The sequence below is a fragment of the Acaryochloris marina MBIC11017 genome (assembly GCF_000018105.1).
GTDB lineage: Bacteria > Cyanobacteriota > Cyanobacteriia > Thermosynechococcales > Thermosynechococcaceae > Acaryochloris > Acaryochloris marina.
Genome location: NC_009925.1, coordinates 4,250,271 through 4,274,358 on the forward strand (window position 1 = coordinate 4,250,271; position 24,088 = coordinate 4,274,358).

The following is a 24,088-nucleotide window of genomic DNA, read 5'->3' on the forward strand; positions in this document are numbered from 1 at the left end:
TTGATGCCAGCAGATATAGAAAGTGCTATGTAAGTTAATATTTTACTGAACTTGAGTTTAATAGTGCTTCATCCCTATACCCTTAATCTACTCAAGAAGCATGAGAGGCTAGTGATGTTTATCTGAATAAACTATTGAAGTTAGCTGAGATTTTTGTGAGATTTTTATGAGAAGAATTAGAATTATGAATCTTGCAGAGAAAAATCTAACTGTCTAGAAGATTAGATTTTTAGTGATTTGAATTTTTGTTAGGAAAATTCAGAGTCACTTCTTGATATAGTCAAAATCTATCCCTCTTTTATCACTTTAGACAGATAAAAAATAGACTATTCTCAGTTTCTATTTTTCTAATGAGTGATGTCAGCTTCAAGAAGTCCAGAACCAACCATTGGCTTTGTTGATGAGTACTGCCAACTATTTGCAGAGTTATTTCCCCAAGTCCGCAGTTATGAAGCCTTCAAGCATCTCCATCTGGGGATGATTAGTGATATCAAACGTAAATCATTGCCCGCCATTGCAAGAGCAGTGGGCTTGGAGAACCATCAAAGCCTGCATCATTTTCTGAGTGAATCACCTTGGGTAGCGTCACATTTGTCTGACAAGAGATTGGACATCATCTTGAAAATACTGGATGGGCGCAGGTTAATTCTATTGATCGATGAGACGGGCGATTGCAAAAAAGGCAAGAGTACCGACTATGTGAAACGGCAGTATATCGGCAATGTGGGCAAGAAAGAGAATGGCATCGTCGCAGTCACTGCCTACGGGCTGTTTCAAGGGATGATTTTGCCTTTGTCCTTTGAAGTGTACAAACCCCGAGAACGTCTTAAAGAGGAGGATGAGTATCTCAGCAAACCCCAAATTGCTGCTGGAATGATCCGACAGTTGCAAGGGATGGGCTTTTGCTTTGAGCTCGTCCTGGCTGACAGCTTGTATGGGGAAGCTCAAACAAACTTTGTGAATGTCTTAGAGGAGTTAAAGCTGCCCTATATCCTAGCGATTCGTAGCAATCATGCGGTGTGGTTACCCGCAGAACAAGCAGTCTTTGCCGAACCGTGGCAGTCATTTGAACGAACCTTCAGCAATGGCACCACTGAAACTCGTTACAGGCAAGAGATCATTTATGGCCAGCGACACCACCAGAAGCGCTATTGGCTATTAACCACGGACCCCCAAACGCTACCAGAGAACTCAACCTCTTATGTCATGGCAGCGGCACCCGAGATCAAGCTGGATGAAATTGGGGATTGCTATGGCTTCAGAACTTGGATTGAGTATGGTCTCAAACAGTCTAAAGATACCTTGGGTTGGGCTGATTTTCGCATGACGCACTACGAACAAATTGAAAAGTGGTGGGAGATAGTGATGAGCGCTTTCTTGATGGTGAGTTTGTTCGCTGATGTCTTCAATGACTCTTGTCCAGTGGCACATCAACACTTTGCGCAGCATCCTTGGTGGGATAACCAAAACGGGTGGAAGAATCTGCTCAATAATGTGCGCTTGATCATTCAACCGTTAATCAGTTGGAATCTTCTAAAGCGCTGGTTAGAAGTCTTTCCCAGCCGTGCTTTGAAAAAGGGGTTTGAGCAACTCACATCAAAGATGGAGGCATTTTGCTGTCCACTGGTGAGGAAATTGCTCAAGCATCCTGATTTTCTCTCTGTCTAAAGTGATAAAAGAGGGCTATACTCTAGACGGTTAAGAGATTAACTTTCTGGAAAGACTGAAACTTGAGTGAGAGCAGGCTGGTTAGTTTCGCCTTATGCTCTGTATTGCATTGGTCAATGCACTGTTGAATGGCCCCTTTGAAAGAGTGAAAATCCGAATAATACTTCGAGTAGAGACATTCCTTGCGCACAAAGCGCCAAAGCCGCTCAATCAAATTCAAATGGGGTGAATAGGAGGGCAAATAGACTAACTCAATATCGACGATCTCAGCAAAGTCAGTCACCAGCTGGCATTTTTGATATCGGGCATTGTCTAAAATGACGCTGATGGGTATGACTGGGTCGAGTAGTGCCAGCTTGGCTAGCAACAGACACATGCTATGAGAGTTGATGTAGGTGTGGTTGGTGATACTGGTGACTTCTTTGGTGACAGCGTTGAGTGCACCCAGAACATTGAATCGTTGACGGCCAGAAGGAGAAGGGATGAAGATCCGACGAAGGCACCAGAGAAACCCCAGATAAGCCCGGTGAACAAAATGAGCAGCATCCACAAAAAAGACAAGACGCTCTTGGCGTTGAGCTTCCTCTAATAAGGGTTCAAGGCGAGTTTGTCGAAACTGCTCTTGCTCCTCAATTTTCTCGGGCAGACTCGACTTTCCCGGCACATACCCCACTTTTCGAGAGCGACAACCAATGCGTTTGAGGAAGGCTTTGAATCTGGGTTGGAGAACGCTTAATACCTGTCAATTGTTCAATGACTGCTTGGGCTTCTGCACTGGTGCGGGGCGGGTGTTGCTCAAAATAGGCTCTCACACTATCGCTATGAGCGTTGAGTGAACTGGATTGACCTTTGTATTCCAGGGTTTTCAACCCTTCAATTCCGCCTTGTTGATACAGACGAAGGGTTTTAGCTAAGGTCGGACGACTAATCTGACAAAGCTGACAAATCTGGGCATGGGGAAGACCCTGACTTTTCAAGTAGAGCACTTCCATCCGTCGCTGCACCCGTGGGTGAGGGTGATGATAGCGTTCGTAATTGAGGTGTTGGATTTCCTCTGCGGTGAAATCAATTTTAATCATGCAAGTAGGGGAGTCGGTTGAGGGATACTCCCAGTCTGCCAAATCTCTCCACTACAATGTTAAGCCGCAAGTCGTACGCAGTATAACTGATCTTGCAAGCAGGAATTGCCACAAAACTTCTTTAGCTCTCTATGAAAATGGGCACTGAGCGGGACTGACCATTTCACCCTCTCGAGTACACTACGAGTTAGTGTCATCAATTACTGGTACTTGGTAGCAATCTGACCTTTAACCCTGCATAATAGGGAACGCAGTTTTGCAGGGAAAAGAGCGATCATGGGGCGCGCTAAAAAAGTTGTGTTGGCCTATTCTGGAGGCGTTGACACCTCCGTTTGTATTCCGTATCTCAAGCACGAATGGGGTGTTGAAGAAGTTATCACCCTGGCTGCTGACTTAGGCCAAGGGGATGAGCTAGAGCCCATTCGCAAAAAAGCCCTAGATGCAGGAGCTGCCCAATCTTTAATTGCCGATGGCACCGAAAGCTTTATTGCTGACTATGCCTTTCCTGCCATCCAAGCCAACGCCCTCTACGAAAATCGATATCCCTTATCGACGGCCTTAGCTCGACCATTAATTGCCAAATTGCTGGTGGAAGCCGCTGAGATCCATGGAGCCGATGCTGTTGCCCATGGCTGCACGGGTAAAGGCAATGATCAGGTGCGGTTTGATGTGTCTATTACCGCTCTTAATCCCGACATCAAAGTGCTAGCTCCTGCCCGTGAATGGGGTATGAGCCGGGAAGAAACCATTGCCTATGGCGAAAAGTATGGCGTGCAGTCCCCCGTCAAAAAATCTTCCCCCTACAGTATTGACCGCAATTTATTAGGGCGGAGTGTGGAAGCTGGCCCCTTGGAAGATCCTTGGGTCGAACCGTTAGAGGAAGTCTACGATCTAACGAAGGCCATTGCCGATACCCCTGATCAGCCCGAGTACGTTGATATTGATTTTGCCCAGGGTCTTCCTACGCAGCTAAATGGCCAGGCCCTAAGCCCTGTTGCTCTAGTCGAACAGCTCAATCAGATCGTCGGCAATCATGGGGTGGGCCGTATCGATATGGTGGAAAATCGCCTGGTCGGTATTAAATCTCGGGAAATCTATGAAGCCCCTGCTCTGCTTGTACTGATTCAAGCTCATCGGGAACTAGAGAGCCTTGCCCTGACCGCAGATGTTACCCATTACAAGCGAGGCATTGAAGAAACCTATAGCCAACTCGTCTATAACGGCCTCTGGTTTAGCCCTCTCAAAGATGCCCTAGACGCCTTTATTCAGCAAACACAAAAACAGGTAACCGGTACGGTGCGGGTGAAGCTATTTAAGGGGGCGGCAACGGTGGTGGGTCGCCAATCTCCTCATTCTCTCTATACGCCGGACCTGGCAACCTATGGCGCTGAAGATGCCTTCGATCACAAAGCTGCTGAAGGATTTATCTACGTTTGGGGGCTACCAACTCGGGTCTGGTCGCAACAACAGCGATAAGGACTGACCTGCTTAGCATCTCAGCAACCACTCCTGAAGTATGCATGGGGGTGAGAAGTGCGTTGCCACATTAACGCCGTTAGCCAAAACAGAAAGAGTTGAATTAAGACACCAATTTCAGGTGAACAATGTAATTTAGCTTTGCGGTTCACAAGAGAGTTGGGGCGAATGTCTCCTAGCAGGGTACCATCTTGCCGATGAATGGTGAGTGCTGTGCCCCCAAAGCGTCCTGACCGCAAAGAAAGGCGTTGATGTCCGTAGGTGACCTCAAAACTATGGGTATTCGATCCGAACCTGCAGGCGGATGCTTGAACCGTGTTGTTGGCTAACAGTCGCCACTCTCCAGACTGCGAATCCTGGTGGATGGCATAGGCTGTAGACCCCAGAACAATTTGGCCTGAGTCCTTGCCAACGTTAAATTCAATCGCACCAATGATATCTTGCCCCGTAACCCAATAGTTCCAAGTGAACAATGATTGAGGCGAAAAGGTCAATCTCATGGAGGACTCCAGAACACAGTTACAAGAAAGGATTCAAAGCGACCCTTGACGGTCAATCTTTGCCTGTCCGTCAAGGGTAAAAGGCTGATTTAGTTGCTCTTGGTCTGCATTCTAAGCATTGAAAATGGCTTGAGCTGTGATTTACTTCTACGGGAAGTGGTTTTTGGTATCACAATTCTTCAGTGCCAAAGTAGTATGTTGTTGGTGGTTTGTCGCCAGTTACTCGTTTAGCGATGAGACAGTATGATTGATATCCCCCAAACCCTGCCTTCTGTTCCCTGTTGCGAAAGCCCAGGTTAGGTGTTTGTGAAATCTCTACTGGCCTGGACGGGATTCAATATTTGGAGCCGTCGCTTGGTTGCAGCCATATTTCTAGGCGGGCAAGTGGTGGTGCATTTGCTTAGGGGCAAAATTCATCGCCGCAATACCATTGAGCAGATGGCGATTGTAGGACCAGAGTCTTTGCTGGTTGCCCTATTGACCGCTAGCTTTGTGGGCATGGTATTTACCATTCAAGTCGCTAGAGAGTTTATTGCCTTTGGTCTAGTGCAGACCGTGGGGGGCGTATTGGCCCTCGCCCTCACCCGAGAATTGGCTCCGGTGCTAACCGCCGTGATTATTACAGGGCGAGTTTGCTCGGCCTTCGCGGCTGAAATTGGGACGATGCGGGTGACAGAACAGATCGATGCCCTCCAAATGCTGGATACGGATCCAGTGGATTATCTAGTTGTACCTCGGCTATTGGCTTGTACCTTGATGTTGCCGATTTTGACTTTAATTTCTCTGGTGGCGGGGGTAACGGGTGGCATGGTGGTGGCGTCTGTTCTTTATGACATTCCCTATAGCGTTTTCTTAGATTCAGTCCACAGCTTTTTGGGGGTTTGGGACATCTGGAACTCCATGATTAAGGCTGCTATTTTTGGTGGCATTATCGCCATTGTTGGCTCTAGCTGGGGGTTAACCACCTATGGTGGAGCCAAAGGGGTGGGACAATCTACCACCGCAGCGGTGGTAACAGCCCTAGTGATGGTGTTTATGACCAACTTTTTCTTGTCTTGGGTGATGTTTCAAGGGGCAGGAGGAACAGCCTTACAAAACTTGTGAAGCAGAACCCCTTAGAATGGAAAACAGTTTGCTCACCCTATGAATGCGAAATGGCTGTTTCTCAGGTTTCTGATACACAATCAACGGTAGTTTTAACCCCCCGCTATTGGGTGCCGATTGGAGTTGCGATCGCAGGCACGATCCTCACCTTCCTTACCCCTTGGGCGGGTGTTCCGGTCATCTTATTAGGGTGTTTTCTGGGCTTTCAGGCCGCCACCGTTCAGGTTCAATTCACCGCTACAGCCTTTGAGCTTTACCGAGGCGAGAAACAGTTGCGTCAGTTCCCCTTTGCCGACTGGCAAGACTGGCTGATTTTATTGCCTCCTGTTCCCATCTTGTTCTTTTTCAAAGAGGTCAAGAGTATTCACTTCATGCCCATGCTCTTTGATGCCCGAGCCCTATTGACCTGTCTAGAAGAGCGATGCCCCAGATCTTAAGGTATTCTGCTCAACGGCCATCGTTTTACTGATTCAAATGGATTTAACGTGACTGATTCTTCCGGTATTGCTAACAACACCCCCTCTGTGGAACAACTTCAAAAAGACGCTCAGACCCTGCGGGCGGAAATTGCTGAACTGCGAGGGACGAAAGCCAAGCTCCTGGAACAGCAGCTCTCGGCCACCCAAACCGCCCTAGAACGGTTTGCCAATGACCACCTCAAAACCCTGGAAGAGCGCAAGCAAACCTTACAGATTGCTGTCGATCAGCTTGAGCGTCGTCAAGAGCGGGTCCAAGCAGAAATGCGCCAAAGCTTTGCGGGCGTGTCCCAAGATTTAGCGATTCGAATCCACGGCTTCCATGACTATCTCGTCACCAGTTTGCAGGACCTCGTGATCGCGGCGGAGAAATTAGAGCTGGCTCCCAAAGAAACAGCGAAGCCTCAGGCTCCAGCGCCACAGGTCGCCCCTACTCCTCGACCAGAACCAGCAGCGGAACGGCGGCCTGCGGAACAGCGCCCCCCTCGTTCAGGTCCCTCCCGACAATCTCGTCCCCCTCAACAGCGGTCTACGCCGCCTCAGCGAGGCCCTAAGTTTGCCACCCAGGAATTTGAGGAAGAGACTCGACAGATACGTCAAATTCTCGATCAATACCGTACGAATCCAAACTATTACGGTCCGCCTTGGCAGTTGCGCCGCACCTTTGAACCCATTCATGCAGAGCGGGTCGCGAGCTGGTTCTTTACCTTTGGCGGCCGTGGTGCCTTGCGTACTTTAAGCAGTCGCCTACAAAATATTTTGGTGGCCTCAGCCACCATCTCAATTTTGCGCCAGCTTTACGGCAATAGTGTTCGCACCTTGATTTTGGCAAATTCCCCAGAACGGCTAGGGGATTGGCGGCGGGGTTTACAGGACTGTCTTGGCATTGATCGCTCGGATTTTGGTCCAGAGCGAGGTTTAATTTTGTTTGAATCTCCCGATGCCCTGGCTCAAAAAGCGGATCGGCTCGTCAAAGAACAACAGCTCCCCTTAATTTTGATTGATGATGCGGAAGAGGAAGTCAGTCTATCGATTCTGCAATTTCCCCTCTGGTTAGCTTTTGCGCCAGAACCGCAACTTCGCAAAGAACGAGCCACGTTTGATTGGTTTGAATAGAGATCCTGAATAATTCGCTGTAGTGGGAAAAAGACCGCTAGACTAAGCAAGGAATTGAGTGATCACACAAGGGTTTAACCTGACATTTCTTTAGACAATATCGGGGACTTTATCTGCATTAGAGATATTTAGGTGTCTAGGAGGTATTAGGAGTTGGGTCCGTTAAATCATCTATCCCACGGCATTGGCATTGATCTGGGCACTGCAAATACCCTCATCTTTCTCAGCGATCAAGGCATTGTACTCCGAGAACCCTCAGTGGTTGCGCTCGATCAAACCAGTCGGTCTTTGCTGGCAATCGGCAGCGAAGCCGAAGCCATGATGCGGCGTAATCCTGCAAGTATTGATGTGAATAGGCCTCTGTCAGATGGGGTGATTGTGGGGTTTGATACGGCTCGGCTGATGCTCAAGCATTTTATTCAGCAGGTCCAGAAGGGCCAGACCCTACTGTATCCACGGGTGATTATTAGTAGTCCCGTCGGTTCTACCAGTATCGAAAAAAGGGCCCTATCCGAAGTGGCTGCCCAAGCCGGGGCGCGGGAAGTCTATCTGATTGACGAACCTGTCGCCGCTGCCATCGGGGCCGATTTACCTGTAGAAGAACCAATTGGCAATATGGTGGTGGATATTGGTGGCGGCACTACTGAAATTGCCGTGGTCAGCTATATGGGCACGGTGGTAACGGAATCTCTGCGGGTGGCAGGCAACAAGTTTGACGATATTATTTGCCGTCATGTCAAAAAGAATCATGATCTGCTGATAGGCGAGAGAACAGCAGAATCCGTAAAAATGAAGATTGGTACGGTCTATCCCCATCCTGAGCATGATGAAGCAGAGCTAGAGATTTCGGGCCTGCGACTTTTGTCCGGTTTGCCAGGGAGTGTTGTACTCCAGGGCTCAGAAATTCGGGAGGCCTTGTCCGAGTCCTTGAATCGGATTGTTTCGGCGATTAAAAAAGTTCTGGAAAAGATCCCTCCAGAATTGGCGGCAGACTTAATTGATCGAGGCATTGTGATTACGGGGGGCGGGGCCAAGCTGAAAGGTCTAGATGCCCTGATTAGCTATGAGACGGGGCTAGTGGTGCATGTGCCATCTGATCCCCTCAGCTGTGTGGCCTTAGGCACAGGCAAGGTCCTAGAAAATTTCAAAACCTTGGAACGGGTGTTGCAAAAACGTCTCTAGACTCTGTAGCCTGAGCCGCTAGACGTGGAACAATAGGAGTTAAGTGCGTTCAGGACGTTTGGTTTCCCATGGCTATTTGGCTCCTTTGTAACGGTGTATTGTTAATCGTTGCCTATTTTTTAGGCTCTTTTCCCACAGGCTATTTGTTGGGTAAGGCTCTCCAAGGGATTGATATTCGTGAGCATGGCTCTAAATCCACGGGGGCCACGAATGTTTTAAGGACCTTAGGCAAGGGGCCGGGCTTAGCCACGTTAGGGGTGGACATTTGCAAAGGAGCGGGAGCCGTCGCTCTAGTGCGTTGGGCCTATGGGAATCCTATGTTTTTGACTCAAGCGCCAGCGACAACCAATATTGGCCTGTGGCTATCTCTAGTTGTGATTATGGCTGGGCTGATGGCAATTTTGGGCCATAGCAAATCCGTCTGGCTGAATTTTACGGGTGGGAAGTCTGTGGCAACTGGGTTAGGGGTGTTATTGGTGATGAGCTGGACGGTGGGTCTAGCGGCTTTAGGGATTTTTGCTTTGGTGGTGTCCCTATCTCGAATTGTCTCCCTCAGTTCGATTAGTGCAGCGATTTCCCTACCCGTCTTGATGTTTGTTGCCAAAGAACCCTTGGCCTATGTGCTTTTTAGCATCACGGCAGGTGTCTACGTGGTATGGCGGCATTGGGCCAATATTCAACGGTTATTGGCAGGGACTGAACCCCGCTTGGGCCAGAAGAAAGCTGTATCTACTGATGCCACTTAACCTGAAATGGTGACTCAAAAACTGGATTGTCTTGTTATTTCTCAGCTTTCAAAAAAACATATTTGCCATCTAGCTCCTGAATTATCGTTATCCCTGATGACGAGGAAAGGTGAGTCCTGTGAGCCACACCATGAAAGCTTTTTGGCAGGACATCAATGATGTGGTCGAGTCTAACCATTCAAAAAAGCTGCCCCTCATTGATGCATTGAACCGATGGACTGACTTTTGTAGGGTTGAAGGAAACTTCTTCAGACTTATTGACGATCAGGGATACACTATCCAATTTTGTTTTGAAGAGACCCTACCGGATGAGGTCGAAGATGCCACGTATTTACGAGTTGTACTGGTTGACTTTCCGATTCCCGAACGACGGGGGTGTTATTCCAAGCTTGTTACGGTTGGTGAGTCGTCTGCGCTGATAGAGAAAGCCTTCTCTGTGGGGGCGAACCCTCAGAAACTTGATGGATTGGAGTTTTCTTTATGGGGTGTAGTCGATGATCACGGATAACCCATTGTTTCACCGAGAGGCGGCTGAAGAGTTGTTGATAATAAACGGAGCAAGCCACCCTATGACCTTCTATATCAACGTAATTTAGGCAATATTGTTCATGCCAAGACTAACGCGTAAGACACTAATTTCTGTGGGGTGTATTTTCAGCGTGTTAGCTGTCAGCGTTCGCATCTATTACCAACTGATTCCTCATGGCGTAGCGTTTACTCCCTTCACTGAATATTCTCGCCAACTCCCCTCAATTACTGCTCCCAATGGCAAAACTTATGAGGTAGTTGTCAACGATGCTGGAGCGCTGCATTCTGGGAATTATTGGACTTGGGTCATCGACAGCCATTGGTTGACGGGGCGTTACGTTGCAACTGAAGGTTATCTCACATCAGAGTATGCAACGGGGGACAGACCGCTTACTGTTGAGTGGAATGGAAACGTTCCCAAACTCCCCTTTAAGAAGGAGAGATATGAATAGGAATTGGTCTGTCAAACCAGATCACCACTCAAGTGCAACCTAACATTGAGATGCATGAGAAATCGAGTGGCTTTACAGGTTTAGCATTGAATGTGTGGCCTGGTATTCTCAGGTGCTAATTTCAGTCTGATTCTGCTTTACTCATCTACGGTGGTGCGGAAACGGAACAGCCCATAGGAATCATTGGGGGCACCTACTCCAGTTGAGTGTGGGAGGCTAGGTAGATTCGGCAGGCCTGTTCCCGTATTGCCCGTTAAATTGAGGACGAACGTTCCATTGCCATTGGGGCCAGCAAGATTACACTCACTCGGTATCGCTGTATTGGGAGTGGCGTACAGGGCGCGATCACTACTGTCGTTTGCTGCAGTCAACGGTATGACTGCACTGGTTCCTAGCTGAAATTCTGCATCTCCATTGGATGGAAATGAAACGGGTTGAAAGGTCTGGAACGGCTGTAAGCGATCGCAGATGGTTACGTCAAAAGCAGGTCGCCCCCCAGCATTGAGAAAGTAAATTGTATATTCAATTTCGTCGCCTGGGCGGACCAACCCTGCAGAGAAAGCGCCTGTTAAGTAATTACTTGGCCAGCCAGCCTCATTGTCATTGGTTGTGACATCATCCACAAACTGATTCAGCACCGTATTGTCATTGGGATTAATAGTTCGATTGCCATTGATCGCCGTAATACGTTTGACGAGAACCAGTTTAGGCGGTGGGAGGGTTGTGGTCTTGGCAATGGACAAGGTTTTGTTATTGGTTGGATCAACTTGCTGATCCATAAAAGATGTCGCTTGAATCTCGGTGACATCCGACGCATTCGCGCCAGCTAAAGGGGTGACTCGTAAGATAAAACTCTGGGTTTGATTAGGGTTTAGAATTCCCGTATCTAGCTGGCCATCACCATCTGTATCGGCCAAAGCATTGCCGCTAGCATCCAGCAACTGGACCGTATAGTTAGCATTGGTGCTAACAGGATTTAGGTTGATAATGTCTGTGGTTAGAAATTCATTGGTGACGATAAAAGGATGATCAACCGCTACACCAATCGTTGTTGATAAAGTCGTATCCGGGGTAATTGCAACATCCCCCGCTCGAGTCGGTGGTTCGTTATAGAGAACTAGACGGTCTCCTGTTCCCGTATTTGCCTCCACAATCATTTGATTGTTGCTGGATAGATTATTAACTCTGAGTCCCCATAACCCAGCATCAGATAGGGTTAAGCCAGGTATGGTATCGCCTCCGGTATTGAGGTTTCCACCATTATTCCAACGACCGTTGCCAGAGTTAGTACCCGCTATCGTCGATCCATTGGGGCGGGTATAGGTTAACGTTCCTCTATTATCGATATCAAAGTTGCGGAGAAACAAACTCCCTGTGCCGGGGCCTACCAAAAAGTAAAACGGAATGGTTAAGGTGCCCCTCTGATTATGTTGAACAGTCCCCTGATACTGTCCAACTAAGCCTTGGGAGGCTGGGGGTAGGCCAGGGACATCGGGGATATTAATCCGAAAGCTATTATCATCGTTATTCAAAGCAGTGGTGTTATCGCCAAAGATCGGTCCCGCACCGGTTTCACTCGTAATTTGGTATGTGCCTGCGGTTGTGATCGTAAAGTTGACCGTGGTGTTATTGGGACTACCAGAATTGACGGTTTGAGATTGTAGAACCGTATTGCCATCTGCTGTCCGCAGCTGGAACCGAGTCGGGTCACCAGCGCCTGAGACCTCATCAAGCGCGCCATTGCTCTCAGCATCTTCAACACTGACCGTGACGCTCCCCCCCATGGCCGTAATCATTTCGGGGGTGATATCGACGACAAATCGGTGAATTCTATCGGTACTGGTGGTGGCTGCACCATTACAAGCCCCGCCACCGCTGCTGCCATTCGTGGTGTACCAGTCTCCAATATTTGCACAGCGTAAGGGGCCACTAGTTTGAAATTTCAAGCCGTTGGTAACAGGGAGAGTCGTCCCTGTGGCGATAGGAGTGGCTGTTACCCAAGTCAGCAGGGCCAGCCCCAACCCAACAGCATAATGAAATTGTTGTCGTCTCTTGTTCATCGTTGAAAGAGTGGTGTTGTTCTTGCAATGGCCAGTGGAAGCCCAATCTGCTATTGAGTCCCAAAGCGTGAGCAGATACAATTCTGGGCAGCAGTAACTAAGGCTGAAGACTTCTCCGAGCCAAAGCCGCATTCATCTGGCAGTACGCTAGATTGAAAAATTGAAATTCATAAAATAACCGAACAAAACAAGCTGTTTTGTTCTCACCCCTCTATTACATATTTTTGATGTCTTGCGAACAACAGATATTATTGTTCGATTGCCATATTTTGTTGCAACTACTCTTAGTATGCTCAATATTTATGATTTTCAAATCATAGAAAATACTGATTTTATTGAGGTTAATAAATAACTTTCCTAAAGGTGAATAGCAAATGCACCATGCCGTGTCATCCCAGAAAATACTGAATTTCTGAGATACAATCACGCTGCTCGATCGGTCCGCAACAAGGAATGTACGGATCTAGAGACGGTTCTTCAGTTTAGGGAGTCTTCGCTGATGGCATCGAACTCGTTTGTAGCGGAGCAAACCGTTCCAACTTGAGGGATAAAGAAGGAACAAGTTTATGAGAGAGGCCTAAAGCGTTACTCATCTGGCGAGACAGATGAAAACTGTCTGACTCTCTAACAGTATGGCTAGAGCTTGTATACAAACATGTTTTATTTATGATTTGAATCTGTATATTTTTGAACACCAATTCAAAAAATAGTGATCACCAATAAAAATATAGAAGAATTAAATGAATAGGGTGACTCCAATACATGATGACTGAGTATAACTGTCCCAATGATAGATATTAATACTGTCGAGAATCGGATACATTGTGGGACTGTCTACTATGTTGAAAGTGCTCCAGGGAGTAGAGTCTGACCCTAGTGAATTGGATGGTTTCCATCTTGGATGAGCGGATAGCCTTCATGTCTTGCCCTATCAGTAGTCAAGAACGAGGAGAACAGCAGCATACGAGGCTGATCTAGGCCTTTCCTAGGAAAGGTTGAAGATTGAGGTAGGGGGCGATGGCATCGGTGACTTGGTCCAGCATATGGTCTCGATAGACTTTATAATTTGGAATTGCAAGGGGGAGAGGAAGCAAATTTTTCTGGGCTCGCAACTGATTCAACCACACGCGTCGCCATGGCCCATTGTTAAAGATTCCGTGTAAATAGGTTCCTAAGATGCGATGGTTACAACTCACTACGCCTAACGCTGGATCATCAAACCATGCTTGCACTGCTTCTGGTTGTAACACTTGGGTTTGACCTTGATGAATTTCATAGCCTTGTATCGTTCTCGCATCTTCGCCTAAAGCGGAACAGTCGGATGGCAACGTGATTTGAGCTTGACGCTGACGAGTAATCTTGTCCCCAGACATAGTGGTCTGGAGGGGGAGTAGCCCTAGCCCGGCAAATTCACCGGGTGGGCCTTCGGTGCCCATTGGATCTGAGATGGTTTGACCCAACATTTGCAAGCCCCCACAGATCCCTAAGACCATGCCTCCTGCTTGGCTATAGGCACGAAGTTGATCCGCCATACTTGAGACCTGGAGCTGCTGTAGGTCTGAAATAGTGGTTTTAGACCCTGGCACAATGACGGCATCGGGCTGGCCTAAGGGTTGATTTGGGCCAACAAACTGTAAACGCACTGAGGGTTCAGCTTCCAGTGGATCAAAATCCGTGAAATTTGAGATGCGAGGTAGACGGATAACTGCAATGGTTACCTCGGCATTGGGTTTGGTTCGACGTCGTTCAAAGAGATCTAAGGAGTCTTCGGCTGGCAAAGAATGCTCTAGCCAGGGAATTACGCCCACCACGGGAATACCAGTTCGCTCTTCCAGCCAGGTAATACCGGATTCCAGCAGCGATCGCTGTCCACGAAATTTATTAATCACAAATCCTTTAATTAGGGCGCGTTCGTCGGGGTCCAGCAGTTCTAAGGTGCCGACAATATGAGCAAACACACCGCCTCGATCAATATCTGCGACTAATAAGGTGGGGGCATTAAGATGTTTGGCAACCCGCATATTCGTGAGATCACGATGTTTGAGGTTAATCTCAGCAGGACTACCGGCTCCTTCGCAAACAATCCAATCAAATTCTTGCTGGAGGGTGACTAATGCGGTTGTAATGGCCTGCCAACCCCGATCAAAATAATCCCGGTAGTAATCGGCCGCCTGGGTTCGACCGACGGCTTTGCCATTGAGGATTACCTGGGAGGTCATATCTCCCTGGGGTTTCAGCAAAATGGGGTTCATTTCTACCCGAGGTTCGAGACCGGCAGCCCAGGCTTGAACAGCTTGGGCATGGCCAATTTCATCCCCAGCATTGGTGACGTAGGCATTGAGGGCCATATTTTGCCCTTTAAAAGGGGTAACTTGATAGCCCTTGCGCTTGAGCATTCGGCAGATCACCGCTGCCATGATCGATTTCCCAGCATGGGAGGTGGTTCCGACCACCATAATGGCGCCCATTAAACGGGGATGCGGACCCAGCGCTGACAAAGGTTTTGGAATCGGTCTGAAAGGGAAGGCTTTGGAATATCTTTACCCTGATGCTGCCATTGATCAATTAACTGGCGGCCCAAGGGCGTGAGGCGAAAACTGTCTGTCAGGCCCTGACCATCGACTTCTCGACGTAGAAGCCCCACCTGGATCAGCCACAGTAAGGTATCTTCGGCTTGCCGTTCAGAGAGGGCTGTTTGGGTATAACCTGCGGTAACGCCACTGAGATCGCACATGTCTTGTAGGGATACACTTTGCGATCGCATCGTTGTCAATAAATGAATCGTAAAAGGACTGCAAGCCACAGCCCGGACAGCGCGGTTAATGGTAGAACGGGGATAATGCATGAATAGAGCGGACAGACTATACCTTAACTGTAATCCGAATTAGGTAGAAGATAATTCAGGATTCGCTGGGTCAGTAGCCGGTTCGCTAGTTTCTGGGGCAACGAAAGCTGTAGGTAACCCTTCCGGCAGAGCCGTGGTATCGTCTTGTTCCGTTGCTGCTCCCGTTGAATCGAGCTGCTGCTTGGCGGCTTGCCATAAAGCTTCCAATTCTTCAAAAGAATGCTCTGCCAGAGGCTTGGTTGTTTGAGACTCAATATTAGCGATGCGATCAATCAGTTTCTTATTCGTACTTCGCAGAGCAGAGGTGGGATCGAGCTGGCACCACCGCGCCACATTTACCAGGGTAAAGAAGAGATCCCCCAACTCCGAGAGCTGATGTTCTGTATCGCTTTGCAGCAAAGATTCCTGAAATTCAGCCAGTTCCTCGTAGAACTTCGTCCAAACATCATTAAGATCTTGCCATTCTAGTCCAGCGGCAGCTGCCTTTTCGGACAGTTTTAACCCTGCCATTAAAGGCGGCAAGCTACGGGTATATCGCTGCATCTTGTCACTCAACGCCTGGGATTGATCAGCCGATTCACCTTTTTCGGCAGCTTTGATCTCTTCCCAATTGGCCCGCACTTCCTCAATGCTGTTGGCTTCCACATCCGCGAAGACATGGGGATGGCGACGAATCAGCTTTTTGGTAATGCCTTGGGCAATTTCTTCCAAACTAAACTGGTCTTGCTCGCAAGCAATTTGGGCTTGTAGAACCACCTGCAAAAGTAAATCGCCTAACTCTTCGGCAATGGCCTCTGTACTGCCGGACTGAATGGCGTCGATAGTTTCGTAAGCTTCTTCAATAATGTAGGGAGTGAGACTTTGGGGGGTTTGCTCTAGATCCCAGGGGCAGCCTCCATCGGGGGACCTTAACTTAGCCACTACTTCCACCAGCTGCTGAACGGCGATCGTCACTGCAGAGACCTGGGCAGGCAAGTACACATTGGCTGGGTAGGAAATGCCCTTCTTCTCTCCAATTTTCCCTAGGGTTGTTTGCGACAGTTGCGGCTCTTCAGCCGTTAGCTCGCCCACAATACTGACGGGATAATCTAAAGGGAACGCGGCTTGCAGGGCTGCATGTAACGTCCGCATCATCGAGGCAGACTCAACCTGAGTAATTAGTATGGGAACGTGGAGCTGGACGCCCTCAGTCAAGACACTGGCTGCCGTGACGATTTGCAATCTGGCGGGAGTTTCGGGACTAGGCATGGCATCACAATTGTGAGGGCTAACCATATGATGCGTTATTTACCAGTTATATAGCCAGTAATTCAAGCGAAGTGATAAAGATTACTGACAACGAAGGTGAAAACATTACAGTTTGAGCCGTTTTAATGTTGACTTGCATAGCGATCCAAGGCCATCACTAAAAGAATGGCTCATAGCTCCTATTTCTAGTCCGAGTAAAATAGCTAGCCCTTCGGGCAGATATTGCTGGCTATACAGCTTTGCCTGTTGCAAGAGTTGTTGACGATTCACAGGAACGCCCCAAACTTGGGAGAGCAAGAGTCCTGCTAGCATGGCCCCCAACCCGAGCCAGACGCCTAGGTAAACCAATCTTAGTATCGTGCCAATAATGGGGCCATGAGATAGCCAGGATCGATGGTGTAATACCTTGCGGTAGGGTAGCCAAATGACTCGCAGCCATCCCCACCGTTTGTATTGGATGGAGTAGATATCGAGATCCGGGCCAAACATCAACCCACTGAATAGAAAGGCACCACTGAGACTGAGGGTCAGGCTTGCACTCCGACTTAACACTAGGGCAACGATAGCAATACCAGGAAGCATCCCTAAGGTGATTTGATCATGGGTGCGACCGGAGGGCATAAGAGAAAACGGAGCAAAGTTGCATCCATTATGCTGGATTTGTTGGATTTGTGGGTAAACCTGGCAACAGTCTGCTACAATACATTTTCGATTGCTTCAATCGTAAGGGCGATTAGCTCAGTTGGTAGAGCGCTTCGTTTACACCGAAGATGTCGGCGGTTCGAGCCCGTCATCGCCCATTGGCTGTAAAACTATTCTGGTGAGGCTTGAAGGCTTTTATAACTAGCTTTCAGGTTTGTTTTATGTGAATCTCCACATCAAATTCATGTCCGTTAAAGCTGGTTAGTTCCTACAAGTGGCCGGAAGAAGTGGCCGGAAGGATTAGCCCGTGAGAAGAAATAGTAGAGATAAAGTCCAGGTCACCGATGATCGAGGGATGATTAGACTCAGGTGGACACAACCTGGGGGTCAACGTACAAGTCTAAATCTTGGATTGGAACATACTAGAGAGAATATTGTTTATGCCAATGGCATTGCTAGACAGATAGAAGGAGATATGAGATGTGGTCAGTACGATATTTCAAAGAATAAGTATAGACCCAAAACTATTGGTCATTCCGGCCTAAGCTGTTTTGAACTGTTTGAGAAGTTCACCAGGTACAAACACAACGAGGGTTTAATCTCCGCCCGGTCTGTAGAAACACGATATGCTCCAATTGCCACGCTTCTAAAGCAATGGCTGAATAAGCCTGCTCATGATGTTTCGCGAAAAGACACTGAGAACCTTAAAGCTGTAATGCTCGAACGCTGTATTGAGAGGACTGTCAAAGAGCGATTATGGATGATGAAGAGTTGTTGGGAGTGGGCTAAAGAATGCCAACACCTGGTGGGGGATAATCCTTGGATAGGATTAACAGCTTCAATTAAAGTTCAGCCAAGCCAAAGGCAAAAGCCATTCACTACGGTGGAGATAATAGCAATTCTAGAAGCATTTAAGCATCACCGCCATTATTCTCATTACGCTGATTTTGTTTATTTTTTATTTGGGGTAGCTACTCGACCGGGTGAAGCTATTGCATTGCAATGGAATCATTTTGGCTCAGACTTTCAGACGGCTTGGATTGGAGAATCCATGAGCAAAGGACAGCGAAAGAGCACTAAAACCGGGAAAGCAAGGACTATAGTTTTGTCGAGTAGCATCCAGGTTATGCTCCAGCGCAGATGCCAAGAGCTACAGCCTGATAAGTATGATTTAGTTTTTCCCAGTCCGAAGGGGCTACCGATTTGTGAACGCAACTTTCGTGAAAGAGCTTGGAAAACAATTCTTGATCAATGTCACATTGATTATCGAAGGCCATATGTAATGAGACATACAGCTATTTCTCATGCTTTGGCTAATGGCGCTGATCCTGTCAGCGTTGCTGAGCAATCTGGACACAATAAGCGTGTACTTCTGGATACTTACGCTCATGTAATCAAGCCCCAAAGCGTATTTGTGGAGTTTTCAGGCACAATAACCAACCCTCGTGCCTAATACTGGTCGTTCTAACTTAGACGTGGATTAATTGAGTTGACCTCATGGATAGCAATATTACCCAGCAGAAATTTGTACTGAAACTTTTGTATTGGCCTTACAACGGCTTTAATTACCTAGTTCCACATAAATCAGCATTTGATCAGATTGTAAGAATCCTTCCTGATGAAGAGTCGAGGGAAAGTTTTATGGTGATACATAACTTATCTCTTGACGAGTTGGGGGAAGCTCTAAAGAAGCCTCTAGAACGCAAGAAGGCTGATCTTTTTTGCTCACTGGCCAAAATTGTTGAATTCCCTTTTGATGAGTTTTATCTCAGAGAACTTAATCTTCAATATTTTCATTCGGTTATACCGACTCAGCTGAGAACTGAAAAACAAGTCTATGATTCGATCTCTCATTTGGACCTTGAGAAAGTAGGTTTTCCTCCACCCATAGGACCACCACCAAAGGTCTTCATCGATATAGATTTATTCCCCTTATATGGAGAGTGCCTGAGATCTAATTATGCTTGCATGATTAAGGCAAATAAAAAGGCAGAGGCCAATCAAGACGTCAAGAGATTATTCCAAGAAATCTTTGACGTGCAGAAGCGGTTGTCACGCTTATCCAGATCTGAATCTGCCGTTACAGGTGAGTTGTGCCCGAGCATTTGTAAGAATTGTGGGAAATATCAAGTTTTCGAGCGAGGAAAAGGGCGTGGTATACCTGAGTTTTGCGATGAGTGCAAAGATGATTGCTTGAGAGTGAGAAACAATGGGAAGCGCCGGAAATCCAACAATGGTTGGAAAGTGGCTTTTGATGGGAGCCCCAGAACATGTCAATCCTACCGATATCGTGACACTTACTCAGATTCTTGCCAGGGGGCACGGAGACAAGTGAACAAAGATTTTATATGCAAATCCTGCTTCATCGCATACCAAAATCAGTAGACTACGAATTTTGTTATTTCGATTGCAGAAAATCTGCAACCATTTGCTGATGGACTCGCTTAAATAGGATTTATAAGTCCTAAGGTCTCACCAGAGCCAAAAGGATTACGGTCAAAAAAATTGTTATCCGGTAGTGCCAGCTCGCCAAAGTCGCCACTACCGGCATGTCACACAATCCAAATCCATTGGAGGATTTTTCATGTCTAAGAAAAGTGTATACGAATGGCCATCAATAGGTGGTTCAGTCTTAGAAAAACGCCTTGATATTAGAAAGACCCAAAGAGCAGAGCTTCAAAAGATTTTGTCAAGCCCTATCTATTGGTGGCAATTCCCAGGGGGAAGGAAGATTTTCTGGAACTGGAGACTTGTCCAAGATTATCTTATCCACGGTCCCGGACCCAACCACAACAGGCTTGTTGAGCGATACCTCAAGTCGCTAAAAACCCCCTTAAGTAGCCAAGATGCGGCATGAGGGGGCGAGATGAAGAATATTACTAAATTAGATGTTAAACGATTAAGACGAGATTTGCTCAAGATTTTGAGATATGACCCAGATTACTATTTGGCTACCAGGCCTGTAATTGAGCTAATCAATTGTTATGGAGTCCTTAAAAAGTCATCCGAAGCATTTTTTAGATCAAAGCGCCTGAAAGACGAGGTAGCACTATCAAGGTTTGAGCAAAAATTAGGCACTTGTGACCCAAAATTTGTGGGTCATGAACAGCTGATCATACGAGGTGAAAGAGGTAAGAGTTCAGCTCAAATTAGTGGAACATTAGCACCCGCCTTCTTTGATTACTTGCAACGAGGAAATGGCTTGCCTCTCAACCTAACTCTCTTTCACATCAACCACAAAGACCAGCTCAAACCTCTAGTTACCCCTCAGCCACATCCGGTGCTTAGGCAAAGGGTTAAGGAAGAAAGGGAACGAATAAAAGACCACTTCAATAGCTTGCCGATTCAATACCTAACGCAGGGGATGCCGTCTTTTGTGAGGCTCTACCACGCCATCTGTCAGTTGCTTTGGGGTATACCTGGTAGCAGTATCCAGCGGTATTTGGGCATCCAAGAATTTCATTGCCAGGAGAGTTGGTGGATGTTTCTCGACGATGCCAATCTCGAAATTTTTGCTATGGCGTTGGAACAGGTCCCTAGCTGGGTGACAAGCCTTGAAACGGTCGCTTCTGACGTTGAGCTGTCAGGTTCTCGCTGGCTAGCCACTTCAGGAATTGTGGTCTCAGCGCTTAAGCGAGGCAATGTAGTTCAATTCGGCGATCGTGCAGCCTAACCAATCAAAAGCTAGGAGCTTTTGAACAGCCGAGAGGCGAAAGAATCTTTGGCATTATCTACACCTATTTCCCCATGAAAAAACAACTAACGGCAACTATTAACGATAACCAAAAGCTGGCCCTGCAATACCTTGAGGGTCGTGGCATTGACAGTGATTCACAAGCTCGACTAGGAATAAAACACACTACTCGAGAGGAGGGCGTGACACTAGGCTTCTCAAAGGCACACATCCCATCGACAGGCGCGATCTTAGTACCTATTGATGGTACAGGCAAGGCAGGTAAATACATCGCGAAACCCTTATACCCTGACGAATCAGTTCGCAAGCACCATGCTGAAGAACTTAAAAAAATAGAAGTTCTTAGAGCTAAAAAAGAAGGCAGGGAGCCAAGGGAAATAAGGCTATCGAAATATCTTCGCCAGACATCGGAGCATCTAAATAGAATTGGGGCTACCTATCCCATGGTCTATAGCCCTTACCAGGTTCTTAATCCAGACAAACCAAAGCCCAAAAGTATGGCCAAGACTGTGTTAACTGAGGACCTAATTGGCTGCATCAAGCTAGCCATAATGGGTGTCCGATGTGATCACGCCGATGGGGTATGGATCGTAAAAAACGATCAGATTATCGATGTGATCGGAGGTGCCGAGCATACAGCAAGGGATTATGATACCTATTTATGTGACGCTGACTGGGTCACCAATAGCAATGTTGCCAGAGCGACCGTCAGGACTGCGGTCACGCTAGAGATAAAGGTGGGTAGTTTACCTGTTAGCCCTGACACCGCGATCAAGGGCGTTGATGAATGGGCAGATGCTAATCCAAGCGCAGACCAGATTGCATTTGAAATGATGGTATTGAAAAACAGTCAAAGCGCTGCAGACTGGATAAAAACATTACTGGATGTCAAGCTGTTTCTGGTGTCCAAGGGGTTTAGTGATAGCCATTCAACGGTGATAGCTAATCAATGCCGTGACGCAACTTTGTCGGAGTTAGTTAACGCCTTTGGTGCGAATGGGACTTTAACCTTAGCCCCCGTCCTGGCTTTACCAGAAAAGTGCAAGCCCAAGATTACTGAACTAAACAGGTTAGCCAGGGGTATAGACAGTCCGATTCATGGTGCTCAGGATGGTCAAAGCGACAAGAGCGATCGCCTAGATAACTCTGAGGTTACTGATGTTCTAGTTTCGATTGTTAAATCCAGATGTGAGCTTTTTCATGACGCTGAGGAGCAAGTCTATGCGGATGTTGAAGTCAATGGATGTCGGCATACCTACCCTGTAGAGGGGCGAGAATTTTCTAGGTGGCTTACCCATGCTTTATACAAAGAACATGAGCAATCGCCCAGCAGCGAGGTAATGAAGTCCGCCCTCAATACCGTTATTTCTATGGGGGTTTTTGATGGAGTTGAACGCAAGGTCTGGATTAGAACAGCGAAACTTGGCGGCACAATCTATATAGATTTATGCAACGAGAAATGGCAGGCGATAGAGGTCGATTCGCGAGGTTGGCGGATTGTAGATCGGCCCCCAGTAAGGTTCTTGCGTCCCCCCGGCACATTGTCATTGCCTACCCCAGAAGCAGGCGGAGATATCTCAGAGCTTCGAGACTTGATGGGGCTGAGTGGACAGGAAAATGAGCAGGTCTGGCTCTTGTTGCTCTGGTTCACTCTGTTCTGTTATGTACCCGAAAAAACTTACCCAGTGCTGTTCTTGACAGCACCGAGAGGTAGCGCTAAATCGACCAAAGCTGAACAACTTAAGAGCTTCATCGACCCATCCAAAGCCCCATTGATTGGCCTAAAAACCGATCGACAAGCCATGGGGGTGGCGGGCCGCCGCCGTTGGTTCTTGGTCTATGACAACGTCTCCAGCATCAGCCCAAATGCCAGTGACATAATCTGCCAAGTTGCAACGGGGTTCGGTTACTCCACTCGCACTCTGTTTACAACAATGGACGAGACAATTGTCGAATTTACTCGACCACAGGCTATAACAGCGATTGATCATGTTGTAGCTCGAGATGATTTAGCAGACCGAACGCTGGTGGTTCCTCTGCCAAAAATCTCGGATGATCAGCGCAAAACCAAGCAAGAGCTGGACGAATCCCACGCTGAGTCGGCACCCGGAATTTTAGGTGCGTTGATGAGTCTTTTAAGCGGGATAATCGCAAACTTACCCAATGTTCAATCTGAATGGTTACCCAGGATGGCTGATTTTGGGTTGTTCTGCATGGCTTCAGAAAAGCCCCTAAAGCTTACTGATGGGACGTTCGAGCGAGTCTTCAAAGCTAACCGGCAGCAGGCTCAAGAGGCCGTTCTGCATTCTTCGCCATTTGCCGAGCTACTTTTAGATTTTATGGACAAATGGTCTGGTGATCTGTACACTGCGCCCTGGGCAAAATTTTTCTCAGACTTGAAGGCGTTTGCCAGGGATACGGACCAGCCTTGGTCAAAAACTTACCCCCAGACGACTAGAGGGCTATCTAGAGCCATCAACCGATTAGCCCCAGATCTTGGCTCAGCAGGATTAGCCACAGAGGTTTGGCGAACAAAAAAAGCCAAAGGTGTCGAAATCCTCAAGATTGGTGACAACCCACCAAAAACTTCCTCCTCCGATCCCTACGGTCGCGTTGAAATATCGTCATTATCGTCACCAATCGCTGAAGCCCATATATATCAAGAAAATTCGGGTGACCGAAAAGGTGACGATAAATGCCTGAAAGATGACGATAAGACCTATAAGGCTCAAACGCATACTCAACAAGAGCTGCGGGTTACAGGTAACGACAAGGCAGCGATAGGTGACGATACTGCAAAAGAATATAGTCACCCCACTAACCCGAGCACAGCAAGCGTTTTAGCTAAGGGTGACGATAATGACAATAAATTATCGTCACCGTATGGTCTTGGAAAACAAGAAAAAAAGACATCTTCACAAAGAAACCTTGAAGAGCTGCCTTACGAAGTCGGTGATCGGATAGTTTTCGCCAAAGGTCAGAGGGCAGACGGACGAGTCTATGAGATCACCTCAATAAAACCTGCAGGTGTCAAAGTTAAATTGCCTAGCGGGAAAGACGACCTAACCTTATGGCCCTTAGACCACATTAAGGGGGTTCAGGATTCCGCCTAGTAAACGAGAGCTGATCACCCCAAGTGGCCAAGTCAGTGAAGTCCTACCACCAGCATTTTTGATGCCATTGCATACCTTACTGGAATTTGAAGATGGCACAAAGCGATGGGTACTTACTGAGATTCTGAAACCTGCACCAACAGCACTCAAACCAAAATC

19 protein-coding genes, 1 tRNA gene and 1 pseudogene are annotated in these 24,088 nt (G+C 47.5%); 14 read left to right on the top strand and 7 right to left on the bottom strand.

The features are described from left to right. Nucleotides 1-357: 357 nt before the first annotated feature. Nucleotides 358-1,668: an IS701-like element ISAcma8 family transposase gene (locus tag AM1_RS19120; RefSeq protein WP_012160919.1), complete on the top strand. Its 1,311-nt coding sequence runs from the start codon at nt 358-360 to the stop codon at nt 1,666-1,668. A 22-nt stretch (nt 1,669-1,690) separates the two neighbouring features. Here AM1_RS19120 and AM1_RS39875 read toward each other — a convergent pair. Beyond that, nucleotides 1,691-2,747, bottom strand: a pseudogene (locus AM1_RS39875) (IS630-like element ISAcma41 family transposase). Nucleotides 2,748-3,023: 276 nt separating this feature from the next. On the opposite strand from AM1_RS39875, the gene AM1_RS19135 reads away from it, so the two are divergent. Beyond that, entirely contained in the window at nt 3,024-4,223 is a 1,200-nt protein-coding gene (locus AM1_RS19135; RefSeq protein WP_012164545.1) for an argininosuccinate synthase, read from the top strand. A gap of 20 nt (nt 4,224-4,243) precedes the next feature. Here the strand turns inward: AM1_RS19135 and AM1_RS19140 are convergent, their stop codons facing one another. Next, complete coding sequence (locus AM1_RS19140) at nt 4,244-4,723, bottom strand: hypothetical protein (protein WP_012164546.1); 480 nt, start codon at nt 4,721-4,723, stop codon at nt 4,244-4,246. A gap of 306 nt (nt 4,724-5,029) precedes the next feature. Here AM1_RS19140 and AM1_RS19145 point away from each other — a divergent pair, with 306 nt between their 5' ends. From AM1_RS19145 to AM1_RS19175, 7 genes are all read left to right on the top strand, one after another. Continuing rightward, entirely contained in the window at nt 5,030-5,827 is a 798-nt protein-coding gene (locus tag AM1_RS19145) for an MlaE family lipid ABC transporter permease subunit (protein ID WP_010470057.1), read from the top strand. 50 nt (nt 5,828-5,877) lie between these two features. Then, nucleotides 5,878-6,264 (top strand): DUF3119 family protein, encoded by a 387-nt coding sequence (locus AM1_RS19150; RefSeq protein ID WP_012164548.1) that lies wholly within the window; start codon nt 5,878-5,880, stop codon nt 6,262-6,264. A gap of 48 nt (nt 6,265-6,312) precedes the next feature. After that, complete coding sequence (locus AM1_RS19155) at nt 6,313-7,419, top strand: DUF3086 domain-containing protein (protein WP_012164549.1); 1,107 nt, start codon at nt 6,313-6,315, stop codon at nt 7,417-7,419. A 183-nt stretch (nt 7,420-7,602) separates the two neighbouring features. Then, complete coding sequence (gene mreB, locus AM1_RS19160) at nt 7,603-8,601, top strand: rod shape-determining protein (protein ID WP_041660968.1); 999 nt, start codon at nt 7,603-7,605, stop codon at nt 8,599-8,601. A gap of 68 nt (nt 8,602-8,669) precedes the next feature. Then, a complete protein-coding gene (gene plsY, locus AM1_RS19165) occupies nt 8,670-9,347 on the top strand; it encodes a glycerol-3-phosphate 1-O-acyltransferase PlsY (protein WP_012164551.1) in 678 nt (225 codons plus the stop codon). A gap of 130 nt (nt 9,348-9,477) precedes the next feature. Next, nucleotides 9,478-9,855, top strand: coding sequence for a hypothetical protein (locus AM1_RS19170; protein ID WP_041660010.1), 378 nt, complete (start codon nt 9,478-9,480; stop codon nt 9,853-9,855). Between the two features lie 100 nt (nt 9,856-9,955). Further along, entirely contained in the window at nt 9,956-10,327 is a 372-nt protein-coding gene (locus AM1_RS19175; RefSeq protein ID WP_148215773.1) for a hypothetical protein, read from the top strand. Between the two features lie 137 nt (nt 10,328-10,464). Here AM1_RS19175 and AM1_RS19180 read toward each other — a convergent pair whose 3' ends face one another. The 5 genes from AM1_RS19180 to AM1_RS19200 form a co-directional block, all read right to left on the bottom strand. Beyond that, a complete protein-coding gene (locus AM1_RS19180; protein ID WP_012164554.1) occupies nt 10,465-12,387 on the bottom strand; it encodes a DUF11 domain-containing protein in 1,923 nt (640 codons plus the stop codon). Nucleotides 12,388-13,361: 974 nt separating this feature from the next. Next, a complete protein-coding gene (locus tag AM1_RS19185) occupies nt 13,362-14,855 on the bottom strand; it encodes a cobyric acid synthase (protein WP_012164556.1) in 1,494 nt (497 codons plus the stop codon). Then, nucleotides 14,855-15,232, bottom strand: a complete 378-nt coding sequence (locus AM1_RS19190; RefSeq protein ID WP_012164557.1) for an Npun_F0494 family protein — start codon at nt 15,230-15,232, stop codon at nt 14,855-14,857. Before AM1_RS19190 ends, AM1_RS19185 begins: the two co-directional genes overlap by 1 nt. Nucleotides 15,233-15,271: 39 nt before the next feature. After that, nucleotides 15,272-16,480, bottom strand: a complete 1,209-nt coding sequence (mazG, locus tag AM1_RS19195) for a nucleoside triphosphate pyrophosphohydrolase (protein ID WP_238549014.1) — start codon at nt 16,478-16,480, stop codon at nt 15,272-15,274. A gap of 105 nt (nt 16,481-16,585) precedes the next feature. Then, nucleotides 16,586-17,101: a metal-binding protein gene (locus AM1_RS19200; protein ID WP_012164559.1), complete on the bottom strand. Its 516-nt coding sequence runs from the start codon at nt 17,099-17,101 to the stop codon at nt 16,586-16,588. 106 nt (nt 17,102-17,207) lie between these two features. On the opposite strand from AM1_RS19200, the gene AM1_RS19205 reads away from it, so the two are divergent. The 5 genes from AM1_RS19205 (at nt 17,208) to AM1_RS19230 (ending at nt 23,929) form a co-directional block, all read left to right on the top strand. Further along, nucleotides 17,208-17,280: transfer RNA gene (locus AM1_RS19205), tRNA-Val, on the top strand. Between the two features lie 254 nt (nt 17,281-17,534). Then, nucleotides 17,535-18,575, top strand: a complete 1,041-nt coding sequence (locus AM1_RS19210) for a tyrosine-type recombinase/integrase (protein WP_238549015.1) — start codon at nt 17,535-17,537, stop codon at nt 18,573-18,575. Nucleotides 18,576-18,619: 44 nt separating this feature from the next. Next, on the top strand, nt 18,620-19,507 hold the full coding sequence (locus tag AM1_RS19215) for a hypothetical protein (RefSeq protein WP_012164561.1): 888 nt from the start codon (nt 18,620-18,622) through the stop codon (nt 19,505-19,507). Between the two features lie 709 nt (nt 19,508-20,216). After that, nucleotides 20,217-20,795, top strand: a complete 579-nt coding sequence (locus AM1_RS19225) for a hypothetical protein (protein ID WP_148215774.1) — start codon at nt 20,217-20,219, stop codon at nt 20,793-20,795. A 74-nt stretch (nt 20,796-20,869) separates the two neighbouring features. Further along, complete coding sequence (locus AM1_RS19230; protein ID WP_012164564.1) at nt 20,870-23,929, top strand: hypothetical protein; 3,060 nt, start codon at nt 20,870-20,872, stop codon at nt 23,927-23,929. Nucleotides 23,930-24,088: the final 159 nt, after the last annotated feature.

Excerpts from the sequence above, each read along its gene's own strand:
- AM1_RS19120 (WP_012160919.1), top strand. The coding sequence starts at position 358 with ATGTCAGCTTCAAGAAGTCCAGAACCAACCATTGGCTTTGTTGATGAG.
- AM1_RS19135 (WP_012164545.1), top strand. The coding sequence starts at position 3,024 with ATGGGGCGCGCTAAAAAAGTTGTGTTGGCCTATTCTGGAGGCGTTGAC.
- AM1_RS19140 (WP_012164546.1), bottom strand. The coding sequence starts at position 4,723 with ATGAGATTGACCTTTTCGCCTCAATCATTGTTCACTTGGAACTATTGG.
- AM1_RS19150 (WP_012164548.1), top strand. The coding sequence starts at position 5,878 with ATGGCTGTTTCTCAGGTTTCTGATACACAATCAACGGTAGTTTTAACC.
- plsY (WP_012164551.1), top strand. The coding sequence starts at position 8,670 with ATGGCTATTTGGCTCCTTTGTAACGGTGTATTGTTAATCGTTGCCTAT.
- AM1_RS19170 (WP_041660010.1), top strand. The coding sequence starts at position 9,478 with ATGAAAGCTTTTTGGCAGGACATCAATGATGTGGTCGAGTCTAACCAT.
- AM1_RS19175 (WP_148215773.1), top strand. The coding sequence starts at position 9,956 with ATGCCAAGACTAACGCGTAAGACACTAATTTCTGTGGGGTGTATTTTC.
- AM1_RS19180 (WP_012164554.1), bottom strand. The coding sequence starts at position 12,387 with ATGAACAAGAGACGACAACAATTTCATTATGCTGTTGGGTTGGGGCTG.
- AM1_RS19185 (WP_012164556.1), bottom strand. The coding sequence starts at position 14,855 with ATGGGCGCCATTATGGTGGTCGGAACCACCTCCCATGCTGGGAAATCG.
- AM1_RS19190 (WP_012164557.1), bottom strand. The coding sequence starts at position 15,232 with ATGCATTATCCCCGTTCTACCATTAACCGCGCTGTCCGGGCTGTGGCT.
- mazG (WP_238549014.1), bottom strand. The coding sequence starts at position 16,480 with ATGCCTAGTCCCGAAACTCCCGCCAGATTGCAAATCGTCACGGCAGCC.
- AM1_RS19200 (WP_012164559.1), bottom strand. The coding sequence starts at position 17,101 with ATGCCCTCCGGTCGCACCCATGATCAAATCACCTTAGGGATGCTTCCT.
- AM1_RS19215 (WP_012164561.1), top strand. The coding sequence starts at position 18,620 with ATGGATAGCAATATTACCCAGCAGAAATTTGTACTGAAACTTTTGTAT.
- AM1_RS19230 (WP_012164564.1), top strand. The coding sequence starts at position 20,870 with ATGAAAAAACAACTAACGGCAACTATTAACGATAACCAAAAGCTGGCC.